Here is a 20,955-nt window from a genome sequence, read left to right on the forward strand (position 1 = left end):
TCCAAACAAAAAAAGCCTGCCGGCAGTTTGTTTCTATCGAAACTCGTCGACAAGCTGACTCAGACAGAAAGATTCTTCTGAGGTGTTCATTTATTTTTTTGTAAATGCATCATGTAATGCAGACAATTCACGTTCCAGCCTGTAAAGCAGTTCTTTACCCTCTTCTTCATCCACTAATCCAAGGCGGACAGCAAAATCAATTTCCCTAGAGAGTCCGAACATTTGTGTATCTAAAACCTCTTCATAAAGAGGACATTGAGGCATCGTTAAGTTGTCCATTTGCACTTGAATCAGCTTTAAGATTTTATCAGCATCACGTTTTAACAAGGCAAGTGCTTTTTCACGATGGTCGACTACAATCTCAGACGCCAAAAGTATCCCTCCGTTCCCCAGGCGAGTACCTAATTCTTCTATTTATGATAAAGCCTCAGCCGAAAAAAAGCAAGCTATTTCTGTCCTTTCGCCGTATTTCAAAGACTCGCATTTTAAGCTTCCGCTAACGTTTTAAAAAATGCTTAAACTGTAGTTCGCCGATAACAGCTCTAAAAGTCGGATTCCGGCGATGCTGTTTCCCTTTTCATCGAGCGAGGGCCCGAAGATGCCGATGCCGAAACGGTATGGGGATAGCCCCATGATTCCCCCAGAAACCCCGCTTTTGGCGGGTATGCCGATTTTGATTGCGAATTCGCCGCTGGCATTATACATCCCGCATGTCACCATAAATGTCTTGCAAATTCTCGCGATATCCTTCGGTATGATTTGCTCTCCCGTTTCGGGATGCTTGCCGTTCAAAGCAAAAACAGAGCCGATTTTCGCCAGGTCTAAGCTGTTCATTTCAATGGCGCACTGTTTTGTATACACATCCATGACATCCTCAACCTCAGCCTGAAAAATGCCGTGCTCTTTCATGTAATAGCACATCGCCCTGTTGACCATCGAAGTTTTAAATTCAGATTCGGCGACCTTCTCACAAACGGCAATGTTCCGGTTATTTGCCAGTTTTTTAATAAAATCAAGCAGCCTGCCGATCTTATCGGCGTTTGTCTCTCCTTTAATCATGCTTGTCACCACCAATGCTCCGGCATTTATCATCGGATTCAGCGGCTTCCCCGGGTTGACGGTTTCAAGTTTGATGATGGAGTTAAACGGATCACCAGTCGGCTCTTGCCCTACATAATGAAACACTGTTTCCGGGCCGTGATCGATCAGAACAAGAGCAAGCGACAATACTTTTGAGATGCTTTGCAGAGTGAAGGCTTTTTCCACGTCTCCTGCTGATATACACGTCCCGTCCGTAAAGTAGACTGCCGCCGATAAATCGTCCTCCGATAATTCAGCCAAAGCCGGTATGTAAGATGCAACCTTTCCTTTGTCCGTCACTTTTTTCGCTTCTGTGACAAAATATTCGAGCTCCTCATTATCCCGGCAATTCAAGTTTTTTCCCTCCATCCGAGCGTCATTGCTGTTATCTTTCCCGAAGAGGGCTTTTGTTATGAGAAGTGACATTTTGAAAGAAAGCGCTTATAATTTTTGTGAGGGAGTGGTAGAAACATGAGCATTGTAACGATCACAGGAAATGTAAAGTATCCGATTACGCTCGATCCGAGCGTTTGGATTTTTGATGACCGAAAATTTGATCTCGATCAGTTCTTTTCACATTTCGGAGAGGTAAAAGATGAAGATGACGACCTTGTGATTGACCGGGAACGGCAAATCAGGGAAGGTGCTGTATCACCGCCGACTCTGAAATCAGAGAAAAAGTATGAGAAGGAAAAGCTGCTTGACGGCACTTTCGGGATCAAGCTTGAACCTTTTTTGAAAAATGCGGAGGTGTCAGGCTCCGCCGTCAAATGCCTCTTCAAAACGGAAGGTGAAGACGTTTCCGTTCCGATCGAAGAAGCGGGCGGCATGATTCTCTGCTTCAGCAACAAAGGCAAGCCGCTTGGCGAAGACGGGCCTGTACACGTTTATTTTCCCGACGGATCAAACAGGATGACTCCTGTGAAACGAGTAAAAGAAATTCACATTGTTTAATGCAGCAACTGGTGCACCGGAGGCGATGAAACACTCCGCCTCCCCTTTTCCCGGCCGGGTTTTCGGCTCTTGCCGGCGACCCGGCCCGTGTGCCATGCAAATTGAAGCCTGGGCTAAAAGCCCGGGTTTTTTAATTACAGCAGATCAGCAGCAAGCCTGGCGAGCCGGGAGCGCTCTCCTTTTAAAAGCTTCACGTTTCCGGAAATTTTTTGATCCTTAAAGCGTTCTACAACATAGGCCAGGCCGTTGTTCATCGCATCTAAATAAGGATGGTCGATCTGTTCGGTGTCTCCCATCAATACGATTTTGCTGCCTTCCCCGACGCGCGTCAGAAGCGTTTTGACTTCATGCTTGGTCAGATTTTGAGCCTCATCAATGATGATGAATTGGTCGGGAATGCTTCTGCCCCTTATATATGTGAGGGCTTCGACTTGAATGGAGCCCATCCCCGCTAAAATATCATCAAGCTCCCCCGGCTTTTTTGCATTGAACAAGTATTCCAAGTTATCAAAAATAGGCTGGACCCACGGACGAAGTTTTTCTTCTTTTTCACCCGGAAGATAGCCGAGATCTTTTCCGACAGGAACGATCGGCCTTGTGACAACAAGTTTTTTAAAATTCCCCAGATCCTCTGTCTGCAGCAGCCCCGCTGCCAGTGCAAGCAGAGTTTTACCTGTGCCGGCTTTTCCGATCAGGGTGACAAGCGGAATATCTTGTCTTAAAAGAAGTTCCAACGCCATCGTCTGCTGTACATTTCGCGAACGTATGCCCCAAACCTGTTCCTGATCGAAAACAAGCTTTTTCACGGCTTTTCCGCTTTGATCTACGATCCCTACGGCAGAAGATGATCCGCCGAGCGCGTCCTTCATGACGACAAACTGGTTTGGACGCAGCATCTCACTGCTGATTTCGTGAAGCGGCAAATCGTGATGTTCAAAAAAGGAATCCATCTGATCCGGGCGAATGTACACGTCCGTATAACCGCTGTATATATCATCATTGTCGACAACCCTGTCGTGCAAAAAATCCTCTGACATCAAGCCGATGGCATCGGCTTTGACGCGGATCAGCATATCTTTGCTGACAAGGATAACCGGCCTGCCGCCTTCTTTCGTTTCCTCTTCCAGGCTGAGGTTTTTCGCTACGGCTAAAATGCGGTTGTCGCCTGTTTTTTCGATAAAAATTTCTTGAAGTTGCTGAAAAGAGCGGTGGTTCAGCTCGATTCTCAAGCTTCCTCCGTTTGGTAGGGGAACATTTTCATACAACCTTCCTTTTAAACGCAAATCATCTATCAATTTAGATACGCGCCTTGCATTCCTCCCAATTTCATCCATATAGCGTTTCTTTGAGTCGACTTCCTCCAATACGACAGCCGGGATGACAACCTCGTTATCTTCAAAAGAAAAGATTGAATTCGGATCCTGCAATAACACATTCGTATCTAGCACATAAATTTTACTCAATCTTCCGCCTCCTGATCAGGATTTTTAGCCTTTTCTTTTCATTTGGGTTAAAAGCTGATGGAGCGCCCGCTAAAATATATGTTTTTGTGAATAAAGATAGAAGGTTAATTCAACAATAAAAATTAATGAAAGCATTTTTAAGGAGGCAACCTCAAGTGCGAATCTTTTTTTTGATCCTAATTCAAACCGTTATGCTGCTTTCAGCCTGCGGCATTCAAAATAATGCCCGAAATGAAGCCAACGAGCTTCCCGGCAACAAACCGATTCAAGTAAAAAACAGCTCCCAAGAGCCGGTGAACCGGAAAGACGGGCAAGCCATCTCGCGGCGCCTTGTGAAGATCACCGAAAGCGTTCCGGGTGTCAATGATGCGACCGCCGTCGTGCTCGGCAGGCTAGCCGTCGTCGGAATTGATGTGAAAGACAATTTGGAACGCAGCAAAGTCGAATCCATTAAGTATTCCGTGGCTGAAGCGCTGCAAAATGACCCTTACGGAGCAAACGCCGCCGTTGTCGCGGACCCCGACACAGTCAACCGCCTGCGGGCAATGGGCAGAGAAATTCAAGCGGGACGTCCTGTCAAAGGGATTCTCGACGAGCTGGCAGCCATCGTTGGGCGCGTCCTTCCTGAAGTGCCGAACGACGCAACAGACAACCAGCAAACAAATCCTACAAAATCCAATAACGACCAGCTGAATGACAGAAACCAGAAACAGCTTGAAAAGGAGCAGAATAAGCAATCAAACAAGCATATGAAAAATCGGCAGCCATAACTTTTAAAAGCCTGTGCCACTGTTTTCTTGACGGCACAGGCTTTTTCCTTTTTTCTAAAGGAGAAAATTTATTTGTCCGATTGATTAAGGTATAATGAATCGTAAGCGAGGTGAATCAAGTGAGGGTAAAGTGTTCATTGTGTGACAAAATCGAGAAAATCGAAGATGACACACTCATTGCCAAACGTCTCCGAAACCGGCCGATACATACTTATATGTGCCATGAATGCAGCGAACGAATTAAAATCAAAACAGAAAACCGGATGAAAACCGGCCGTTTTAAGCTATATCCGCACAGAAAAGATAAAGAGCAGATCAAGTCATAAAAGCATGGACAAGCTCCATGCTTTTTTATCACCTTTTTGTTACACGAGTAACAAAATTAAAGATTATAGTTGATAAACATTTTCATTTATAGTATCTTAAAATTGTTTCATACGTAACAAAAAAGGAGTGATTCATCATGGATTTTGATGTATTGATTGCAGGCGGCGGCCCCGTCGGTCTGCTGACGGCTTCCGAGCTGGCTTTGGCCGGTGTCCGGACCTGCATTGTCGAACGGCTGAAAGAGCCTTCTCCATTCTCAAAAGCGCTTACGCTGCATCCGCGCTCAATCGAAATACTTGAAATGAGGGGGCTTGGAGAACGGTTTAAGGAAATTGGCAAGCCGGTTCCTTCGGGGCATTTTGCCAGTCTGAAGACGGGATTGGACTTTTCTGCGCTTGACACGCAAGCCAATTTTACATTGTTCATCCCCCAGTCCGAAACTGAGAAGGTGCTTGAGGAACATGCGCGAAATCTCGGTGTCTGCATCCTTCGCGGTCATGAAGTTCTCGCTGTCCGCGAGCATGAGGAATCAGCCGAGCTTGTTGTCCAGGGTCCGGATGGCCTGTCCTTACTAACGGCTTCCTATATCGTCGGTGCTGACGGAGCAGGAAGTATCATTCGCAAGCAGGCGCGCATCGCTTTTTCCGGAACTGATGCAAATATCACTGCAATGCTTGCTGATGTGTCGCTTGAAAATCCGCCGGAATCTCATTTTTATACTTGCGAGAACCGTGAAGGCGGCGTTGTGATCGTGCCTTTAGACGGCGGCATTTTCCGCGTCATTATAACGTCGCCGCACATGCCTCAAGCTTTGCTTCACGAGCCCGTCACACTGGAAGAATTAAAAAAAGAACTCAACCGCATCTGCGGCACGGACTTTGGAATGGACCGCCCGGTTTGGATGTCCCGCTTTGGAAATGCCAGCAAGTTGGCGGAGCATTACCGTTCCGGCAGAATTTTCTTGGCTGGAGATGCCGCGCATATTCATTTTCCCGCAGGAGGGCAAGGTTTAAATGTCGGGCTTCAGGACGCGATGAACCTCGGCTGGAAGCTGGCAGCAAAGATCAACGGACGGTGCCCCGACTGGTTGCTTGACAGTTACCATAATGAAAGACACCCTGTCGGGGAAGCGCTGCTCGTCAATACACAAATCCAAACAAAGCTGTTTGATTTTACACGTGAAGGCCTGTACCTCCGCGAATTATTATCCGGCATTCTCGAATTTGCAGACGTCAATCGCTATCTGGCCGAACAAATTGCGGCGATCAGCGTGCAATACGAAGCAGATGAAAAGATGCCTGAACATGAGCTGAACGGAAAACGTCTGCCAGATATCGACCTGACCCTTTCAGATGGTACTGTCAAACGGCTCTACACTTTTCTCCGCGATGGACGCTTTTTATTGGCAGCGTTCGGGTTCGAAGCAAAGGAATTTTCCGGCTTTCCTCACGTCCGGCGCATACAAGTGAAAGCAATTGACGGCAGGCCTGAATGGTATGGGGTAAAAGCAGCGCTGATCCGTCCCGACGGCCACGTAGCCTGGGCTGTCGACGAATCCCTGGAAAATGCGGAGCAATTGATTGCCGATGGTATCCGCCGCTGGTGCGGGAACTCTCATCTTCAGTCTGTTTAACCATTTTGTTTCACGCGCAACAAAATGGTATAATCAAAGCAGAAAAATCGATTAAAGGAGCCGGTTTTCTGCATGGAGCATTTAACACACGCCAAGCAAGAAATATTTGACCTGTACATCAGGATCATTCATCAGCAGGAACAGCAAGAAACCGTCATGAAAGAGCGCATCTCCGCAGAAATGAAAAAGATGGAGCGCGAATTCGGAGCTGAACTGAAACTCAACATGTCTGACATCCATACGATCAGCTGCATTGGCGACCACGAACCGATCAACGTCACCTCGATTTCCGAGAAGATGGCATTTTCAAAAGCGACAGTCTCAAGGATCACCGCAAAGCTGACCGAAAAAGGCCTCGTCAGCAAAACACAGCTCAGCGACAATAAAAAAGAAATCTACTTCCGCTTAAGCCATAAAGGAAGAAACATTCATCACCTTCACCAGCGGGAGCACGAAAAAATCGAACAAAGCTTTAAACGATTTTTAAGCAGGTATTCAGCAGATGAGATTCTTTTTGCCAGGGCTTTGTTTCGGGACTTATTAACGGCGGATTTTCTGGCGGACATAGAAAAGACATAGCCTTCTTTGGCTATGTCTTTTCTATGTATTCGCCCCCGTCTGCTCTTTTTTCGAACGGTGCAGACGGATTTTGTAAATCGAAAGGATTAAAACGGCTACGATCAGCCCTTCTCCAACCGGCAGAAAAACGCCGAAAAAAGTTAAAAACGTACAGCCTAGCGCCAGAAAAAAGTAAATGATCGCCGTTTTCAACAGCGGCAGCCGTTTGGCAAACCCCAGTTTAAAGACGACCGCAGACAGGACGAAGATGGTGGCATAAAGCCACCACATTCCCGCCTCAGGATTCTGGTCCACTTTATAAAGAGCGGCAAAAAACGACAGCCGTTCACTTACATCAGTCAAAAAGATTCCCCTCCCCTTTGCTTAGTTGGGTTGCTCTTTTTTTAGGTTCTGCAAATGTTACGACAATCCTGCCAGCTTTTTCTTTTTCGCTGCTTTTTCGCGTTCGTTTTTGTCGAGAATTTTCTTTCTCAATCTGATGGATTCAGGCGTGACTTCGCAGTACTCATCCTCGTTCAAGTATTCAAGCGATTCTTCAAGCGACATGATACGCGGTTTTTTCATGCTGACCGTCTGATCTTTCGTCGCTGAGCGCACGTTTGTCTGCTGCTTCATTTTGTTGATGTTGACGACAAGGTCGTTTTCACGGTTGTGCTCGCCGACGATCATGCCTTCATATACTTCTGTGCCAGGCTCGACAAAAATCACGCCGCGTTCTTCAACGCCTTGAATGCCGTAGGCTGAAGCTTTCCCGGTATCCATTGAGACAAGCACACCTTGACGGCGCCCGCCGACTTGCCCGGGCTCAACTGGCTGATAGCTGTCAAACGTATGATTTAAAATTCCGAAACCGCGTGTAAGGGAAAGGAATTCGGTTGAGTAGCCGATTAATCCGCGTGAAGGGACGTTGAAAATCAGGCGGACTTGCCCGTTTCCGTTATTGATCATGTCGATCATTTCACCTTTGCGCGCGCCCATTGATTCCATAACAGATCCGGTATGCTCTTCAGGCACATCGATTTGCACGCGTTCAACAGGCTCACAGCGAACGCCGTCGATTTCTTTAATGATGACTTCCGGCTTCGATACTTGCAGTTCAAAGCCTTCACGGCGCATGTTTTCGATTAAAATCGACAAATGCAGCTCACCGCGTCCGGATACGATCCAGGCATCAGGTGATGGTGTCGGATCGACTCGAAGGCTGACATCTGTCTGAAGCTGCTGTTCAAGGCGCTCTTCAATCTTCCTGGCCGTGACATATTTTCCTTCGCGACCGGCAAAAGGACTGTTGTTAACCGCAAACGTCATTTGAAGCGTCGGCTCGTCAATGCGCAGAACCGGAAGGGCCTCTTGATGCTCAATCGGGCAGACGGTTTCTCCGACATTGATGTCTTCCATTCCTGATACCGCGACAAGGTCGCCGGCTTTCGCTTCTTCAATCTCGACTCTCTTCAAGCCCTGGAAACCGAAGATTTTCGTGACACGGAACGGTTTGGCAGAACCGTCAAGCTTCATTAAAGCAACTTGCTGTCCGACCTTCATCGTTCCTCTGAACACGCGTCCGATTCCGATACGGCCGACATAATCATTGTAGTCAAGCAGAGCCACCTGGAATTGTAAAGGATCCTCATGGTTATCGACAGGACAAGGAATATGGTTGACAATCGCTTCGAATAAAGCTTCCATATTTTCATCCTGCTGCTTCGGATCTGCTGAAGCGGTACCGTTGATCGCAGAAGCGTAAACAACCGGGAATTCAAGCTGTTCTTCATTGGCATCAAGCTCGATAAACAAATCGAGCACTTCGTCAACGACCTCTTCAGGACGGGCAAAATCGCGGTCGATCTTATTAACAACAACGATCGGCGTCAAGTTTTGCTCAAGTGCTTTTTTCAGCACAAAGCGGGTTTGCGGCATGCAGCCTTCATAAGCGTCAACAACAAGCAGAACGCCGTCGACCATTTTCATGATCCGCTCAACTTCTCCGCCGAAGTCCGCGTGTCCTGGAGTATCCAAAATATTAATGCGTGTATCTTTATAATTAATCGCTGTATTTTTCGCTAAAATCGTAATGCCGCGCTCTCTTTCCAAATCATTGGAATCCATTGCGCGCTCAGCCACGTTTTCATTTGCACGGAATGTGCCAGCCTGATGGAGGAGCTGATCCACAAGCGTCGTTTTCCCATGGTCAACGTGGGCGATAATAGCGATATTGCGAAGATCTTCTCGAAGTTTCACATTTTCATCTCCTAAAAAATTTAGATAATCTTTCATATTATAACTGACGAACGAAGTTATTTCAATTTGTTTCGAATTTCCAGCTTCGGTTGACCCTTTCTATTCAGCGCGATTTTCTGTAAACTAACAGTAGACTTCATACTAAGGGGATGGGAAAACAGTGAAACAAATCAAATGGATATTCTTATTATTCGCACTTGCTGCAGTGATCAGCATCATGATGATCGGCGTTGCAGTCGCCGAAAAAAGCGGAGCCGGCGTCGCAATCGCCGTCGCGATTCTGATCGTCATTATGGGGAGCGGTTTTACACTCAAAAAAAGAATGCGCGCAAAAGGCCTGCTTGAATAAAAAAGGAGCCCCTTCCGGCTGAAGGGGCTTTTGATTGTCAAACACACAATCCTGCGTAAATCATAGCCTTGCACCATGTTCATCCCTCTGCGGTTTGAAATAAACTGAAAAAAACCGGCAGCAACAAGCCGCCAGTTCTTATAAAAAGAATAAATAAATCAAAAGCATCAGCAAGTAGCCCCCGCCAAACAGCGCTGCCCCTTTGAGAATCAGCCTTTGATAGTACGCTTTCCTGAATTTTTGTTCTTCCGCTTCTCCTGCTTCCTTTGGCAATCTGCCGTCATCATGAAAATTGACAGGTTCGCTCATCATGTCGTACATTTCCCGGCAATCTGCGCACGTTTTGATGTGCGCTGTAACCAAACGTTCCGTTTTGCGGCTGCAATCGCCTTCTATGTATAGAGGCAGTAAATCTCTCACAAGATGACATTTCATATTGTTAAACCTCCCTGCCTTCCAAGCTTTTTCTCAGCTCAAGGCGGGCCCGGTGAAGATTGGTTTTTACCTTTGACAGTTTCCAATTCAGCACTTCCGCTATTTCCTCATAGGAAAGCTCCTGAAACTCTCTTAAAATAAGTACGGTCTGGTAATGTTCTTTCAGTCGGTTAATGTGATGTCTTAACTCCTCCTGCCTTATGGCGTTTGCCAAATGGCGCTCAGGCATTTCAAACGTGTGCTGTTCCATGTCGCCACAGGCCGTCACATCGGAAAACTGGATTTTTATATCTTTTCTGTACCAGTTGATAAACGTATAATGCGCGATCGTATACAGCCATGTTTTGATCGAGGAATGGCCCCTGAAAGACTCCAGGCCCGCAAAAGCTTTCAGAAACGTATCCTGTGCCAGGTCTTTCGCCGTCTCAAGCTGATGGGTTCGCCTGTACAAATAGTACATAATGTCATGATAATATTCCCTGTACAGTTCTTCAATCGTCTGTTTTTTATTGGAAGCCATTTAGAAAAAAAACCACACCGTCATCCAAATCGAAAGGAGCAGGAAAGAACCATACAACGAGTAAACAAAAACCTTGATATGACGGAGCTGTTGACGATCATCCGCCTTTTGTATGCCGGGGAGCTTTCTATTTTCGACTGCTGCCGCTTCAGCCTGGCTTTGAAAAAGCGGCTCATGCTCTTTCATCCAGTTCACGGTTTCCTCTTCCAGTTCACCTTCTTGATAGAGCTCATACAAATCAAGAAACACCGCTTTTTTTTCTTCACTTGTCATCAAATTGTTTCACCTCATTTGTCACGGCATCAACCAAGTATGAATCATGTTCGTTTGAGCCGAACGACTGGATGATGACAAGCCACGCATACCGGCTCTCTTGATCCCAGTCTGAAACAATCACAAGCTTCGTCCGTTTATAATAGACCAGCCCTTTTTGATAGCGTTCAGACACTTTCCGAAAAGCTTTTTCCCCGTCTTGATACGTGTAGGGGGGCTTTTCATCCGCTTCGCGAAATTCCTTTCTCACTGTCAGATAAGCACCCTCTTCATGTTTCGTCATGGTCCAGCTCGTATTTAATACAGCATCGCTTTCTTTTTTCTGAAATTCTATCAGACCCTTTTCTAACTCCACCCTTTTCAGCTGAGAAAAATCTTGATCAAATAATGAAAGCAAGCGTTTTTCGAGCTCTTGTCCGCGATAGGGCAAGGCGCTTTCAGATTTGAACGAAATAGCCGTTAATGCACCTGTTACAGGATGAAAACTCATCTCTGTTCCGTCGTTTGTCTTCACGTTGATGGCTGTCGAGTTGAGGTTGAATAATAATGATAAATTGAAGTCTGTCAGCTTATAATGTTGAACAGGCATATCCAGTTTCCGATAGACCGCTTCAACACCCCGCTCGATATCCTGATCAGAAACACGGGCTTGTTTGACGCTTTCTAAGCTGTAAACAGACGCGTCCTCATGGAATTCCATCAGAGTCTCCTTCCGCCATGTAAACCTCATTGTGCTTAACTCAGGGTCCTGTCCCTCAGGGTAAAATTCAACAATAGCTTCTCCGTCATCACGGCTTACCTTTGCCTTGATTTGTTTGTCAAGTTCCCGGCCGTGTTCCCGCAGAAATTGCTTTGACCGCTTGATATATGCCTGATCGGACAGTGTGTTCCCTTTAGGCTCCTTTTGGTTGTAATAATTAGTAACCATTCCTGTCCAGCCGTCAACGTACGCCTCGTAATCTTTCGTTTTGAAATGATAAACGTTATGAAAATCCTGGTTGGTGGCTGACAAATAGATCAAGCTGTCCGTCGGAAAAAACGAGCTGACAGTCTGCTTTGCTTCTTTAACCGAAACAGGTCGAAAATTGGCATCAACCACATCTGAAACCTCCGGGTGTGAGATTGTAAAAGCGGCATCTGCAAAATTGTAAAAAGGGTTAAGAAGTAGTGTGAAAAATACGGCGGTGCCCGCTGTTAAAACACGCTTCACCCTCAAAAAAGGCTTTCTCGAGCCATTCAGCAAGTGATATGTCATAAGAAAACCGAGCATTGTCAGAAATACGTTCAACGGAAAAAATTCGTAGCCGAGTTTTTTGATGAAGAAACCGCCGATCGTCACAATATAAAAAATCAAAAGGAGAACATAACGGTTTCTTTTCCAATAAAGTTGAAAAAACAAGCTGATCATAAGCCCCGGGATCCCGACAATGAACAACAGAACGAGTGGCAATTGCTCGAGATCAGCCCCGTTTTCCTTTAAATAGACAGCAGAGCCGAACAGCGATTGAAAAAACGGCATCGTCATCACCGCAATGTCAAATGCAAAAAACAGCCCCTTGCCCCCTTTTTCCGCGAGTGTCATCATATAATGAAAAGAGACAAGCAAAATATAGCCGAACAGCAAAAACTGCATAAAAGGCAGGAGCGCATCTTGTCCCTCTATGTACAGGTTTGAAAACTCAGCCGCTTTCATTTGGTGTGCCAATTCAAACGAAAGGGCGCCCACCAAAATCAGCCTGAGCGCGATGCCTGCATAAAAAAAGAGACTCCGTCTGCTCACTTTCGGATGAAATGACACGGCATACAGAAGGGCAAGCCCTGTCAAACACCATTGAATGACAAGCATGCTCTGCCTGCTTAAAATAAAATAACGTTCAAAATGGAGTACATAATCACTAAATCGTTCAATCAATTTCCACAATTCCTTTACATCAAATTAAGGCCTCATCATCATAGACAAACGAGGCTGCATTATGTTTCAAAAAATCATAAAAAATGAGACCTGTTGTCAAACAAGTCTCATTGAGCCTCAAGCAAGGGGCAACACCATAATCAAATATCGTTTTCCCCGCTCGTCTTTTTCCGTTTTCAGCTGTTCAAATCCCGAACGGGCAAGCATGTTGAGCCACGCGTCCTTTTCATAAGGCACCGCCGCAAACAACGCTTTATGCCCCTTTTCTCTCAAGCGTTTTCCGATCGTTTCAATCACTTCTTTTGCCCGGCCTTTTTGGCGGAAATCGGGATGGACAAGAAGCGTTCCGAGCCAAGGCTTGCCATTGGAAGGCGCCCATTCGAGATGAAAGCTGAGAGCCGCCGGCAGGCCCCTGTCTTCCCACACGAGCCATTCACCGTTATACATCGCATAAGTACTCATATAGCGTTCCAGGCTGTTTCCGTCAAGCTCTTCCTTCGCCCACCCGGGGCTTGCTTCGGCCAGCTCCTCAAAAAAGGCGAAATCAGAAGAAGAGAAAGACCTGCTATTCATGCGGCAAATATTCGTCGAAAATCGCCCGGTGAGCTGCCGGATTGCCGGCTACGATGCTGTGGTTTTCAAGAAAATTGAGCGGTTTCCCGTCAATGGTCGTATATGTTCCGCCGACTTCATCAAGCAGGATGCAGCCGGCGGCGTAATCCCAAGGAGCAAGTCTCATCGTCACATACACATCCATTCTGCCGGCCGCTACATAAGCGAGTTCCAAAGCCGCTGAACCGTATGAACGGGTCCCTCTGACGCGCTTGACAAGCGGAGATAATACATTTGGATCGATCCGTCTGTTCTCGGTGATCCATGTCGCATTGATGGCCAGAATCGATTCTTCAAGCGGCACTTCTTTCATCTTGCCGAGCTTTGTATCATTCATGTAAGCACCTTCGCCTTGAAAAGCATGATAAAGCTCGTCGTGAGTCACATCATAAATCAAACCGATTTTGCCTTTTCCGTTTTCAAAAATGCCGATTGAAATCGCAAAATTGCGTTTTTGATGAATAAAGTTCATCGTACCATCGATCGGATCGATGATCCAAACGATGCCGTCCAAAGATGTAAGCTTGTCCCCCTGGCCTTCTTCGCCAAGAATATGATGATCCGGAAAAACCGATTGGATTTTTTCAATGAAAAAACGCTCTGTTTCCTTGTCAATGTTTGTGACAAGGTCATTTGGATTCGATTTCGTTTCAATTGTCATCTTTTCTTTCATTGACTGCTGAATTCTCTGACCAGCTTCTTTCACCCAGCTTTTCGCCAGGCGGTCGATTTCCTTCCAGTTTGTCATCACACTACCTCTTTTCTATGTATACCTGTTGATTTATTCATAGCATACTGATATTAGCCGGGAAAAATCAAGAAAAATGACAAATGATCAGGCGGCCCAGATAAAAACGAACCTCTCAACCGGTTCGTTTTTATTATGGTTTCAACCATATAATCTAATCCATTCTTTTCTGAGTCGTTCCAGTTTGCGCTTGCTCAACTCGATTTGGGTTTCATCCTTTTTTTCCATGGCTTCAAAAAGCGTTGCAAGTTCATAATCGACCTCAAGCCTCCAAACAGCGGCCCGATTGTCTTTTTCCTCTTTCAATCCTTGTTTCACAATTGGTTTCATGTGCCCTACGCCCCCTCCAGAGAAAATTGATTTCAAAGAGAATCCTTCTGGTTTTAGTCCTAAGCGTGATTTATATTAATTTCTTATTCATATCGTATGAACTGCTCAAACATTCGCAACGTTATTCTAAAAATTGTGTGTTTACCTAACGATTCCCCAAAAACGCGAAGCGAAACGTAATTTTTTGTTTGAAAAGCCGACTGTGATACAATATCTTTACTGATTGGACAAGGAGGAACACAATGAGCAGTCTGCGTTTTACTGAAGAGGATTTTCGTACATTTACAATAGAAGGTTTAGATGCGCGGATGAACGTTCTGAAAGAAACAGTGCGCCCGAAACTTGAAGGGCTCGGCGATCATTTTGCGCCTGTTCTGTCCGCATTGACAGGAGACGAAATGTTTGTCCACGTCGCAAAACACGCGCGCCGCTCGGTCAATCCGCCGGACGACAGCTGGGTTGCTTTCGCAAACAATAAGCGCGGCTATAAAAAGCTGCCTCATTTCCAAATTGGTTTATGGGAAACCCACGTGTTCGTATGGTTTGCATTGATCTATGAGTCTCCTCTCAAGCAGGAATACGGCCAGCTGTTTAAAAAGCATCTGCCGGACATTGAAAGCAACATTCCAAGCCGTTTTGTCTGGTCGGCCGATCATACGAAACCGGGCGTCATAAGACAGTCTGAGATGGACGATAAAGAGCTGGAGAACCTGTTTGAACGGCTCGTCAACGTGAAGAAAGCAGAAGCGCTTTGCGGTATTCAGCTTGCAAAGGACGAAGTGCTGCAAATGAGCGAAGAGACATTTCTATCCGAAATCGAAGCGGCTTTTGAAAAGCTCGCCTTCCTTTACCGCCTGACGCAGAAAGTATCGGTTTAAACAAAAAGGGATGGCCTGTTGTGCCCATCCCTTTTTGTTTTGGATTTTCTCATTACATTTTAATTTTCGTATTTTCCGTTTGTTCCTTTGCTTTTTTGACTGCCTGATACGGAGAGTAATTGCTCGCTTCTTCAAACTGGCTGCAGAGCTTTTTTTCCTCCGCTTTTCCCGGAACGATTTCTTTAAAGCGGCGGTAAGCACTCATCAGTACGTCGCGCTCTACGCCTTTTTCATAAGCGAGCTCAACCTTCTGAAAAAACGATATGACGTCTATCGCTTCCTCTGTGCTCCAGTCTTCATTCATCGGATATTGGTATCCTTCTTCCATTTGGTTCATCTCCTTGTGCAGTTCGCCCTGACGGCTTGTTTTGCTTTAGTATTGGTTTTCTTTTTTGCGACTATCCAAAGGGACAGAGCAGCCTTAAAGATGATAAAATGTTCTTTACATTCTTTCAAGAACATAATATAATTCATTTGTTTTATGCCATCAAGCAAAAACGCAAAATAACTCAACGATTTTTGATAAAGAATAGTCTTTAAAGAAATAGCAGGTTTATCATGAAGGTGGGAAAACAATTGTTGCAGCACGAAACACCCCTATATACCGGATTAAAAAAACACGCCGGCAAAAACCCGATCCAGTTCCATATACCCGGGCACAAAAAAGGCTCCGGGATGGACCCTGAATTCAGGGCGTTTATCGGAGAAAACGCATTAAGCATAGATTTAATCAATATCGAGCCTCTCGATGATCTGCATGCACCGAAAGGAATCATCAAACAGGCGCAGGATCTGGCGGCTGAAGCATTCGGAGCCGACTACACGTTTTTTTCCGTTCAGGGAACGAGCGGCGCCATCATGACGATGGTCATGGCCGTATGCGGCCCCGGAGACAAAATCATCGTGCCGAGAAATGTTCATAAATCGGTCATGTCAGCGATCGTCTTTTCAGGCGCAGTACCGATCTTCATCCATCCGGAAATTGACGATGAGCTGGGAATTTCACACGGAATCACCCCTGAATCAGCGAAAAAAGCGCTGCTTGAGCATCCTGACGCAAAGGGGCTTCTCGTTATCAACCCGACTTATTTCGGCATAGCTGCAGACTTAAGAAGCATTGTGGAGCTGGCTCATTCATTTCATGTCCCTGTGCTTGTCGACGAAGCACACGGCGTTCACATCCATTTCCACGAAGATCTGCCTCTTTCGGCCATGCAGGCCGGAGCGGATATGGCGGCAACGAGCGTTCATAAGCTCGGAGGATCCCTTACACAGAGCTCGATTCTCAATATGAAAGAAGGTCTCGTTTCAAAAGAAAGGGTTCAATCGATTTTAAGCATGCTGACGACGACATCGACCTCCTATTTATTGCTCGCTTCACTTGATGTCGCAAGAAAACGCCTAGCCACAGAGGGACACGAACTGATCGAACAAACGATTAAGCTCGCTGACGAAACAAGGATCCGCATCAATGATATCAACGGTATTTCATGCGTCGGGAGGGAAATTCTCGGCTCCAAAGCGGCTTTTAACTATGATCCGACCAAATTGATCATATCTGTGAAAGATCTCGGCCTGACCGGGCATGATGTGGAAAAATGGCTGCGCGAGTCATATCAAATCGAAGTGGAGCTTTCTGACTTATACAACATCCTGTGCATTTTTACACCGGGAGACCGGAAAGAGGATGCGGATGCGCTGATCAAAGGCTTAACCGACATCGCTCAACAGGCCGCCTCTGCTGCGGAAAACAGACGCAAGCCTGAAGTGCTTCTGCCAAACATTCCGGCGCTTGCAATGACACCGCGTGACGCTTTTTATGCAAATACGGAAATCATTCCGTTTAAAAAAGCGGCTGGCAGAATCATTGCCGAATTTGTGATGGTTTATCCGCCGGGAATACCGATCTTCATTCCAGGCGAGATCATTACCGAGGATAATATCAACTACATCGAAAAGAACCTCGAAGCAGGGCTGCCTGTTCAGGGACCGGAAGATGACACCCTCCATATGATCCGCGTCATTAAAGAACAGCAAGCAATCCTTTAAAAAACATAAAAGCATGCGGCACTGTAAATGGCCGCATGCTTTTTTCTATTCTTCCTCTCTAAGATGGCAGTTGCACTGTCCGCACGTTCCGTAAAGAATCGTCACTTTCTCATCTTCAAAATGCTGAATAGTTTCATTGCAGTCTTGACAAACGATCGTGCCCATCTTTCATTCCCCTTTTCTTTTCAAAATGGAAGCGTTTAAATTTGTTACCCTTATAATATTATGTCACATTAATATTGTCAACGGTTAATTGTATAACACATTTAAATCATTTTTGCTCTTTTTTCAAAAAAGGGCCATTCATGTTATATATGTATTCCTGCTTAAAGCGTATGCAGAACGCTTCTCTGCTGATCCCGACTATGTACCCATCAAATCCGTTCAATCTACAACGTCTCATAAATAAAACGGCAGTTATCAATTGTGTAACAAATGGGTAACAACGAAAGATTATTTCAATTATCATGATAAAATAGGAATTGTTTACTAATCGAACAGGAAAATCGGCTTGCATTATATAGAGAGGTGAGGAGACGTCATGTGGTTTCGAGCGATATTCACCGCCGCAATTTGTTTCCTTTTTTTGACGAGTGGATGTTCTTTATCTCACATCATGCCTGACCATCAGCAGCAGCAAAGCGCCAACCAACGCCACCTCAAGCTCATCTTTTTTTCCGATGACGAGCATATGGGGCAGGAAGTGGCTTATTATGATGCGCTTTTGGATTTAAAAAAAGAATTTCCCGAACAGGTTTCAAATATGGAAATTTCACATGAGAAAGGCCAGTGGAAAAAAGAGGTTAAAATCTTTCCAAGCTTGCTGCTTGTTCATGATAAAAAAGTACTGGTTAAAATTGAAGGAAAAATAAAAGATAAAGATAAAATTGTAGAGCTTCTTCAAAAAGAATTGAAGCATTAAATCCCCTGTGTATGTGCAAGGGGATTTTTTATCTTGAGCTATTGCTAAAATACAAAGAAAAAAACCCCCAGCAGGGGGTTTTTCTGTTAATTATTTTACAACGTGAATCGGCATGCCAATGGCAACTTCTGCAGCTTCCATTGTGATTTCTCCCAATGTAGGGTGAGCATGGATTGTCATGGCGATATCTTCAGCAGTCATGCCTGCTTCGATCGCCAAGCTCAGCTCAGAAATCATGTCAGAAGCGCTTGCTCCGGCGATTTGTGCACCGATAACTAAGCCGTCTTCTTTGCGTGTTACAAGTTTAAGGAAACCGTCAGTTTCGTTTAATGACAGCGCACGTCCGTTTGCAGCAAACGGGAATTTGGCTGCAGTCACTGCAAGACCTTCTTCTTTAGCCTGTGCTTCAGTGTATCCCACAGATGCAAGTTCAGGTTCAGAGAAGACGACCGCAGGAATTCCGAGATAATCGATTTCCGCTGCTTCTCCGGCAATCGCTTCAGCAGCGATTTTACCTTCATAAGAAGCTTTATGTGCAAGCGGAGGACCTTCGATGATGTCACCGATCGCATAGATGTTCGGAATGTTTGTACGGCATTGTTTGTCCGTTTTGATGATGCCGCGGTCCGTCATTTCAACGCCCACTTGTTCAAGTCCGAGCTCGTCCGTGTTTGCAACGCGGCCGACAGTAACAAGTACGTAGTCCGCATCGATCGTTTGCTCTTCGCCTTTTACTTCGAACGTAACGGTTACGCCGTCAGCTTTTTCTTCTACGCCTTTAGCCATAGCTTTTGTATGGATTTCAACGTTGCCTTTTTTCTTCAGGTTGCGTTTGACAAGAGAGCTCATTTGCTTCTCAAAGCCTGGAAGGATTTCTTCTCCGCCTTCAAGAATGACAACTTCAGTGCCGAAGTTTGCATATGCAGTACCGAGCTCTGTTCCGATGTAGCCGCCGCCGATGACAACGAGCTTCTTAGGAATTTCTTTCAGTGCAAGCGCGCCGGTTGAATTCAGTACGCGGTCGCTATATTTGAAGTTTGGCAATTCGATAGGGCGAGAACCTGTTGCAATGATCGCATTTTTGAACGTGTAAGTCTGAGCTGAATTCTCATCCATCACGCGTACAGAATTGCTGTCTACAAAGTACGCTTCACCTTTTACGATGTCGACTTTGTTGCCTTTCAGAAGGCCTTCAACACCGCCGGTCAGCTTATTGACGACAGAGGCTTTCCATTCTTGAACTTTTGTAAAGTCAACTTTTACGTTTTCAGCAGTGATCCCCATCTCTTCAGAATGCTTTGCATTCTCATAACGGTGGCCTGCATTGATCAGCGCTTTTGAAGGGATACATCCGACATTCAGACATACGCCTCCAAGATTGCCTTTTTCAACGATTGTTACTTTTTGTCCAAGCTGAGCAGCGCGGATGGCAGCTACATAGCCGCCAGGTCCCGCACCAATGACAAGAGTATCTGTTTCAATAGGGAAATCTCCTACTACCATTACATTACGCCTCCATTAAAATTAATTGTGGATCGTTCAGCAAACGCTTGATGTGATTTAATGCGTTTTGTGCAGTTGCGCCGTCGATCATACGGTGGTCGAAGCTTAGAGAAAGAGCCAGAACAGGTGCAGCGACGATTTCGCCGTCACGAACGACAGCTTTCTCAGCGATGCGGCCGATTCCAAGGATCGCAACTTCCGGATGGTTGATAACCGGTGTGAACCATTGACCGCCGGCAGAGCCGATATTCGTAATTGTGCAAGAAGCGCCTTTCATTTCAGCAGGAGCAAGTTTGCCTTCGCGTGCTTTTGTCGCAAGTTCGTTGATTTCGTTTGAAATCTCAAAAACAGCTTTGCGGTCCGCATTTTTAACGACCGGCACAAGCAGGCCTTTGTCAGTGTCTGCCGCAATACCGATGTTGTAGTAATGCTTCTGAATCACTTCATCTGTATTGTCGTCAATTGATGTATTCAAGACTGGATATTTTTTCAGAGCTGATGTTAAAGCTTTTACCACGTAAGGCAGGTAAGTCAGCTTAATTCCTTGATCAGCCGCAACTTGTTTAAACTGCTTGCGGTGAGCGACAAGGTTTGTCACATCGACTTCGTCCATTAGTGTAACGTGTGGAGCGGTATGTTTTGAGTTGACCATAGCTTTCGCGATGGCTTTGCGGATTCCGCTCATTTTCTCGCGCGTTTCAGGGAGTTCGCCTTCAGGCACTTGAACCGCCGCTGCAGGTTTTTGTGCAGCAGGCTCTGCTTTTTCTTCAGCTTGAGCAGCCTGAGCGTTTCCGGCAGTTCCTCCGTTTAAGAAGCTATCGATATCTTCTTTCAGAACGCGGGCGTTTTTGCCGGAACCTGAAACATTCACGATATCAACGCCTTTTTCGCGGGCATACTTGCGGACAGATGGCATTGCAATGACGCGCTTATTCGGATCTGCATCCGCTTGCTCGTTTGCTTCCGCTGCTTCTGCAGGTGCATCAGTTTCTTGTTTTTCAGCTTCTTCCGCTTTCGCTTCGCCTGATTCGTCGCCTTTGAATTGAAGATCTTCGTAACCTGGTGCATCAAATGTGATGATTGTCTGCCCAACGGTTGCGACTGTTCCCTCTTCAACTTTTAATTCTAATACTTTTCCTTTAACAGGTGAAGGAATTTCTACAACTGCTTTATCGTTTTGCACCTCTGCCAAAACGTCGTCTTCGTTTACCTCGTCGTTTGGCTTGACGAACCATTTCACGATTTCGCCTTCGTGGATTCCTTCCCCGATATCCGGAAGTTTAAATTCAAATGCCACAGTTTTCGACCTCCTAAGATTATTACGTAGTTGATATAGTTGTCAGCCTGCTTGTTGAGGCTGACTGTCAGTAGACGGCTACA

26 protein-coding genes are annotated in these 20,955 nt (G+C 45.8%); 9 read left to right on the forward strand and 17 right to left on the reverse strand.

Annotated features, from left to right (window positions below; genetic code table 11):
• Nucleotides 1-90: 90 nt before the first annotated feature.
• Both QMZ64_RS06775 and glsA read right to left on the reverse strand, forming a co-directional pair.
• Nucleotides 91-372 (reverse strand): Fpa/YlaN family protein, encoded by a 282-nt coding sequence (locus QMZ64_RS06775; RefSeq protein WP_003181465.1) that lies wholly within the window; start codon nucleotides 370-372, stop codon nucleotides 91-93.
• A 132-nt stretch (nucleotides 373-504) separates the two neighbouring features.
• Complete coding sequence (gene glsA / locus QMZ64_RS06780) at nucleotides 505-1,449, reverse strand: glutaminase A (protein WP_409365391.1); 945 nt, start codon at nucleotides 1,447-1,449, stop codon at nucleotides 505-507.
• Nucleotides 1,450-1,551: 102 nt separating this feature from the next.
• On the opposite strand from glsA, the gene QMZ64_RS06785 reads away from it, so the two are divergent.
• The gene (locus QMZ64_RS06785) at nucleotides 1,552-2,034 is read left to right on the forward strand and encodes a peptidyl-prolyl cis-trans isomerase (protein ID WP_165426909.1); all 483 of its coding nucleotides are present in this window, start codon (nucleotides 1,552-1,554) and stop codon (nucleotides 2,032-2,034) included.
• Nucleotides 2,035-2,168: 134 nt separating this feature from the next.
• Here QMZ64_RS06785 and QMZ64_RS06790 read toward each other — a convergent pair whose 3' ends face one another.
• Nucleotides 2,169-3,497, reverse strand: coding sequence for a PhoH family protein (locus tag QMZ64_RS06790; protein ID WP_165426908.1), 1,329 nt, complete (start codon nucleotides 3,495-3,497; stop codon nucleotides 2,169-2,171).
• Between the two features lie 155 nt (nucleotides 3,498-3,652).
• Here QMZ64_RS06790 and QMZ64_RS06795 point away from each other — a divergent pair, with 155 nt between their 5' ends.
• From QMZ64_RS06795 to QMZ64_RS06810, 4 genes are all read left to right on the forward strand, one after another.
• Nucleotides 3,653-4,267: a YhcN/YlaJ family sporulation lipoprotein gene (locus tag QMZ64_RS06795; protein WP_020451265.1), complete on the forward strand. Its 615-nt coding sequence runs from the start codon at nucleotides 3,653-3,655 to the stop codon at nucleotides 4,265-4,267.
• A 119-nt stretch (nucleotides 4,268-4,386) separates the two neighbouring features.
• Entirely contained in the window at nucleotides 4,387-4,593 is a 207-nt protein-coding gene (locus QMZ64_RS06800) for a YlaI family protein (protein ID WP_243940140.1), read from the forward strand.
• A 137-nt stretch (nucleotides 4,594-4,730) separates the two neighbouring features.
• Nucleotides 4,731-6,227 carry a monooxygenase gene (locus tag QMZ64_RS06805; protein WP_265627129.1) on the forward strand — a complete coding sequence of 499 codons (1,497 nt, stop codon included), beginning with the start codon at nucleotides 4,731-4,733 and terminating at the stop codon, nucleotides 6,225-6,227.
• A gap of 72 nt (nucleotides 6,228-6,299) precedes the next feature.
• The gene (locus tag QMZ64_RS06810; RefSeq protein WP_265627130.1) at nucleotides 6,300-6,806 is read left to right on the forward strand and encodes a MarR family transcriptional regulator; all 507 of its coding nucleotides are present in this window, start codon (nucleotides 6,300-6,302) and stop codon (nucleotides 6,804-6,806) included.
• A gap of 21 nt (nucleotides 6,807-6,827) precedes the next feature.
• Here QMZ64_RS06810 and QMZ64_RS06815 read toward each other — a convergent pair whose 3' ends face one another.
• The gene (locus QMZ64_RS06815) at nucleotides 6,828-7,148 is read right to left on the reverse strand and encodes a YlaH-like family protein (RefSeq protein WP_003181448.1); all 321 of its coding nucleotides are present in this window, start codon (nucleotides 7,146-7,148) and stop codon (nucleotides 6,828-6,830) included.
• 57 nt (nucleotides 7,149-7,205) lie between these two features.
• Nucleotides 7,206-9,044 (reverse strand): translational GTPase TypA, encoded by a 1,839-nt coding sequence (gene typA, locus QMZ64_RS06820; protein ID WP_154996651.1) that lies wholly within the window; start codon nucleotides 9,042-9,044, stop codon nucleotides 7,206-7,208.
• Nucleotides 9,045-9,204: 160 nt separating this feature from the next.
• On the opposite strand from typA, the gene QMZ64_RS06825 reads away from it, so the two are divergent.
• Complete coding sequence (locus QMZ64_RS06825) at nucleotides 9,205-9,393, forward strand: YlaF family protein (protein WP_265627131.1); 189 nt, start codon at nucleotides 9,205-9,207, stop codon at nucleotides 9,391-9,393.
• A gap of 138 nt (nucleotides 9,394-9,531) precedes the next feature.
• Here QMZ64_RS06825 and QMZ64_RS06830 read toward each other — a convergent pair whose 3' ends face one another.
• The 7 genes from QMZ64_RS06830 to QMZ64_RS06860 form a co-directional block, all read right to left on the reverse strand.
• Nucleotides 9,532-9,828, reverse strand: a complete 297-nt coding sequence (locus QMZ64_RS06830) for a zf-HC2 domain-containing protein (RefSeq protein ID WP_265627132.1) — start codon at nucleotides 9,826-9,828, stop codon at nucleotides 9,532-9,534.
• Nucleotides 9,829-9,832: 4 nt separating this feature from the next.
• Complete coding sequence (locus QMZ64_RS06835) at nucleotides 9,833-10,348, reverse strand: sigma-70 family RNA polymerase sigma factor (protein WP_265627133.1); 516 nt, start codon at nucleotides 10,346-10,348, stop codon at nucleotides 9,833-9,835.
• Nucleotides 10,349-10,621, reverse strand: coding sequence for a hypothetical protein (locus tag QMZ64_RS06840; RefSeq protein WP_265627134.1), 273 nt, complete (start codon nucleotides 10,619-10,621; stop codon nucleotides 10,349-10,351).
• The gene (locus QMZ64_RS06845; RefSeq protein WP_301441207.1) at nucleotides 10,611-12,533 is read right to left on the reverse strand and encodes a hypothetical protein; all 1,923 of its coding nucleotides are present in this window, start codon (nucleotides 12,531-12,533) and stop codon (nucleotides 10,611-10,613) included. The genes QMZ64_RS06840 and QMZ64_RS06845 overlap by 11 nt, the downstream gene beginning before the upstream one ends.
• Nucleotides 12,534-12,650: 117 nt before the next feature.
• Nucleotides 12,651-13,106 carry a GNAT family N-acetyltransferase gene (locus tag QMZ64_RS06850; protein WP_243940122.1) on the reverse strand — a complete coding sequence of 152 codons (456 nt, stop codon included), beginning with the start codon at nucleotides 13,104-13,106 and terminating at the stop codon, nucleotides 12,651-12,653.
• Nucleotides 13,099-13,893 (reverse strand): inositol monophosphatase family protein, encoded by a 795-nt coding sequence (locus QMZ64_RS06855; protein ID WP_265627136.1) that lies wholly within the window; start codon nucleotides 13,891-13,893, stop codon nucleotides 13,099-13,101. Before QMZ64_RS06855 ends, QMZ64_RS06850 begins: the two co-directional genes overlap by 8 nt.
• Nucleotides 13,894-14,034: 141 nt before the next feature.
• Nucleotides 14,035-14,223 carry a hypothetical protein gene (locus QMZ64_RS06860; RefSeq protein WP_020451253.1) on the reverse strand — a complete coding sequence of 63 codons (189 nt, stop codon included), beginning with the start codon at nucleotides 14,221-14,223 and terminating at the stop codon, nucleotides 14,035-14,037.
• A 242-nt stretch (nucleotides 14,224-14,465) separates the two neighbouring features.
• Between QMZ64_RS06860 and QMZ64_RS06865 the strand changes: the two genes are divergently transcribed.
• Entirely contained in the window at nucleotides 14,466-15,101 is a 636-nt protein-coding gene (locus tag QMZ64_RS06865; protein WP_243940120.1) for a YktB family protein, read from the forward strand.
• A gap of 52 nt (nucleotides 15,102-15,153) precedes the next feature.
• Here QMZ64_RS06865 and QMZ64_RS06870 read toward each other — a convergent pair whose 3' ends face one another.
• Nucleotides 15,154-15,429, reverse strand: coding sequence for a UPF0223 family protein (locus QMZ64_RS06870; RefSeq protein ID WP_301441208.1), 276 nt, complete (start codon nucleotides 15,427-15,429; stop codon nucleotides 15,154-15,156).
• Between the two features lie 5 nt (nucleotides 15,430-15,434).
• Nucleotides 15,435-15,689, reverse strand: coding sequence for a hypothetical protein (locus QMZ64_RS06875; RefSeq protein WP_265627138.1), 255 nt, complete (start codon nucleotides 15,687-15,689; stop codon nucleotides 15,435-15,437).
• On the opposite strand from QMZ64_RS06875, the gene QMZ64_RS06880 reads away from it, so the two are divergent.
• On the forward strand, nucleotides 15,678-17,150 hold the full coding sequence (locus QMZ64_RS06880) for an aminotransferase class I/II-fold pyridoxal phosphate-dependent enzyme (protein ID WP_265627139.1): 1,473 nt from the start codon (nucleotides 15,678-15,680) through the stop codon (nucleotides 17,148-17,150). The two genes, QMZ64_RS06875 and QMZ64_RS06880, sit on opposite strands and share 12 nt — an antisense overlap.
• Nucleotides 17,151-17,195: 45 nt before the next feature.
• Here QMZ64_RS06880 and QMZ64_RS06885 read toward each other — a convergent pair whose 3' ends face one another.
• Nucleotides 17,196-17,315 carry a GapA-binding peptide SR1P gene (locus tag QMZ64_RS06885; RefSeq protein ID WP_020451249.1) on the reverse strand — a complete coding sequence of 40 codons (120 nt, stop codon included), beginning with the start codon at nucleotides 17,313-17,315 and terminating at the stop codon, nucleotides 17,196-17,198.
• A 526-nt stretch (nucleotides 17,316-17,841) separates the two neighbouring features.
• Between QMZ64_RS06885 and QMZ64_RS06890 the strand changes: the two genes are divergently transcribed.
• A complete protein-coding gene (locus QMZ64_RS06890) occupies nucleotides 17,842-18,072 on the forward strand; it encodes a hypothetical protein (RefSeq protein WP_301441209.1) in 231 nt (76 codons plus the stop codon).
• 90 nt (nucleotides 18,073-18,162) lie between these two features.
• Here the strand turns inward: QMZ64_RS06890 and lpdA are convergent, their stop codons facing one another.
• A complete protein-coding gene (gene lpdA, locus QMZ64_RS06895; RefSeq protein ID WP_020451247.1) occupies nucleotides 18,163-19,575 on the reverse strand; it encodes a dihydrolipoyl dehydrogenase in 1,413 nt (470 codons plus the stop codon).
• Nucleotides 19,576-19,579: 4 nt separating this feature from the next.
• Complete coding sequence (locus QMZ64_RS06900; protein WP_265627140.1) at nucleotides 19,580-20,872, reverse strand: dihydrolipoamide acetyltransferase family protein; 1,293 nt, start codon at nucleotides 20,870-20,872, stop codon at nucleotides 19,580-19,582.
• Nucleotides 20,873-20,955: the final 83 nt, after the last annotated feature.

It is taken from the genome of Bacillus sp. LB7 (assembly GCF_030449715.1).
GTDB classification, from domain to species: domain Bacteria; phylum Bacillota; class Bacilli; order Bacillales; family Bacillaceae; genus Bacillus; species Bacillus paralicheniformis.

Excerpts from the sequence above, each read along its gene's own strand:
- glsA (WP_409365391.1), bottom strand. The coding sequence starts at position 1,449 with ATGGAGGGAAAAAACTTGAATTGCCGGGATAATGAGGAGCTCGAATAT.
- QMZ64_RS06785 (WP_165426909.1), top strand. The coding sequence starts at position 1,552 with ATGAGCATTGTAACGATCACAGGAAATGTAAAGTATCCGATTACGCTC.
- QMZ64_RS06805 (WP_265627129.1), top strand. The coding sequence starts at position 4,731 with ATGGATTTTGATGTATTGATTGCAGGCGGCGGCCCCGTCGGTCTGCTG.
- QMZ64_RS06810 (WP_265627130.1), top strand. The coding sequence starts at position 6,300 with ATGGAGCATTTAACACACGCCAAGCAAGAAATATTTGACCTGTACATC.
- QMZ64_RS06830 (WP_265627132.1), bottom strand. The coding sequence starts at position 9,828 with ATGAAATGTCATCTTGTGAGAGATTTACTGCCTCTATACATAGAAGGC.
- QMZ64_RS06835 (WP_265627133.1), bottom strand. The coding sequence starts at position 10,348 with ATGGCTTCCAATAAAAAACAGACGATTGAAGAACTGTACAGGGAATAT.
- QMZ64_RS06840 (WP_265627134.1), bottom strand. The coding sequence starts at position 10,621 with ATGACAAGTGAAGAAAAAAAAGCGGTGTTTCTTGATTTGTATGAGCTC.
- QMZ64_RS06850 (WP_243940122.1), bottom strand. The coding sequence starts at position 13,106 with ATGAATAGCAGGTCTTTCTCTTCTTCTGATTTCGCCTTTTTTGAGGAG.
- QMZ64_RS06855 (WP_265627136.1), bottom strand. The coding sequence starts at position 13,893 with ATGACAAACTGGAAGGAAATCGACCGCCTGGCGAAAAGCTGGGTGAAA.
- QMZ64_RS06860 (WP_020451253.1), bottom strand. The coding sequence starts at position 14,223 with ATGAAACCAATTGTGAAACAAGGATTGAAAGAGGAAAAAGACAATCGG.
- QMZ64_RS06865 (WP_243940120.1), top strand. The coding sequence starts at position 14,466 with ATGAGCAGTCTGCGTTTTACTGAAGAGGATTTTCGTACATTTACAATA.
- QMZ64_RS06870 (WP_301441208.1), bottom strand. The coding sequence starts at position 15,429 with ATGGAAGAAGGATACCAATATCCGATGAATGAAGACTGGAGCACAGAG.
- QMZ64_RS06885 (WP_020451249.1), bottom strand. The coding sequence starts at position 17,315 with ATGGGCACGATCGTTTGTCAAGACTGCAATGAAACTATTCAGCATTTT.
- QMZ64_RS06890 (WP_301441209.1), top strand. The coding sequence starts at position 17,842 with ATGGGGCAGGAAGTGGCTTATTATGATGCGCTTTTGGATTTAAAAAAA.
- lpdA (WP_020451247.1), bottom strand. The coding sequence starts at position 19,575 with ATGGTAGTAGGAGATTTCCCTATTGAAACAGATACTCTTGTCATTGGT.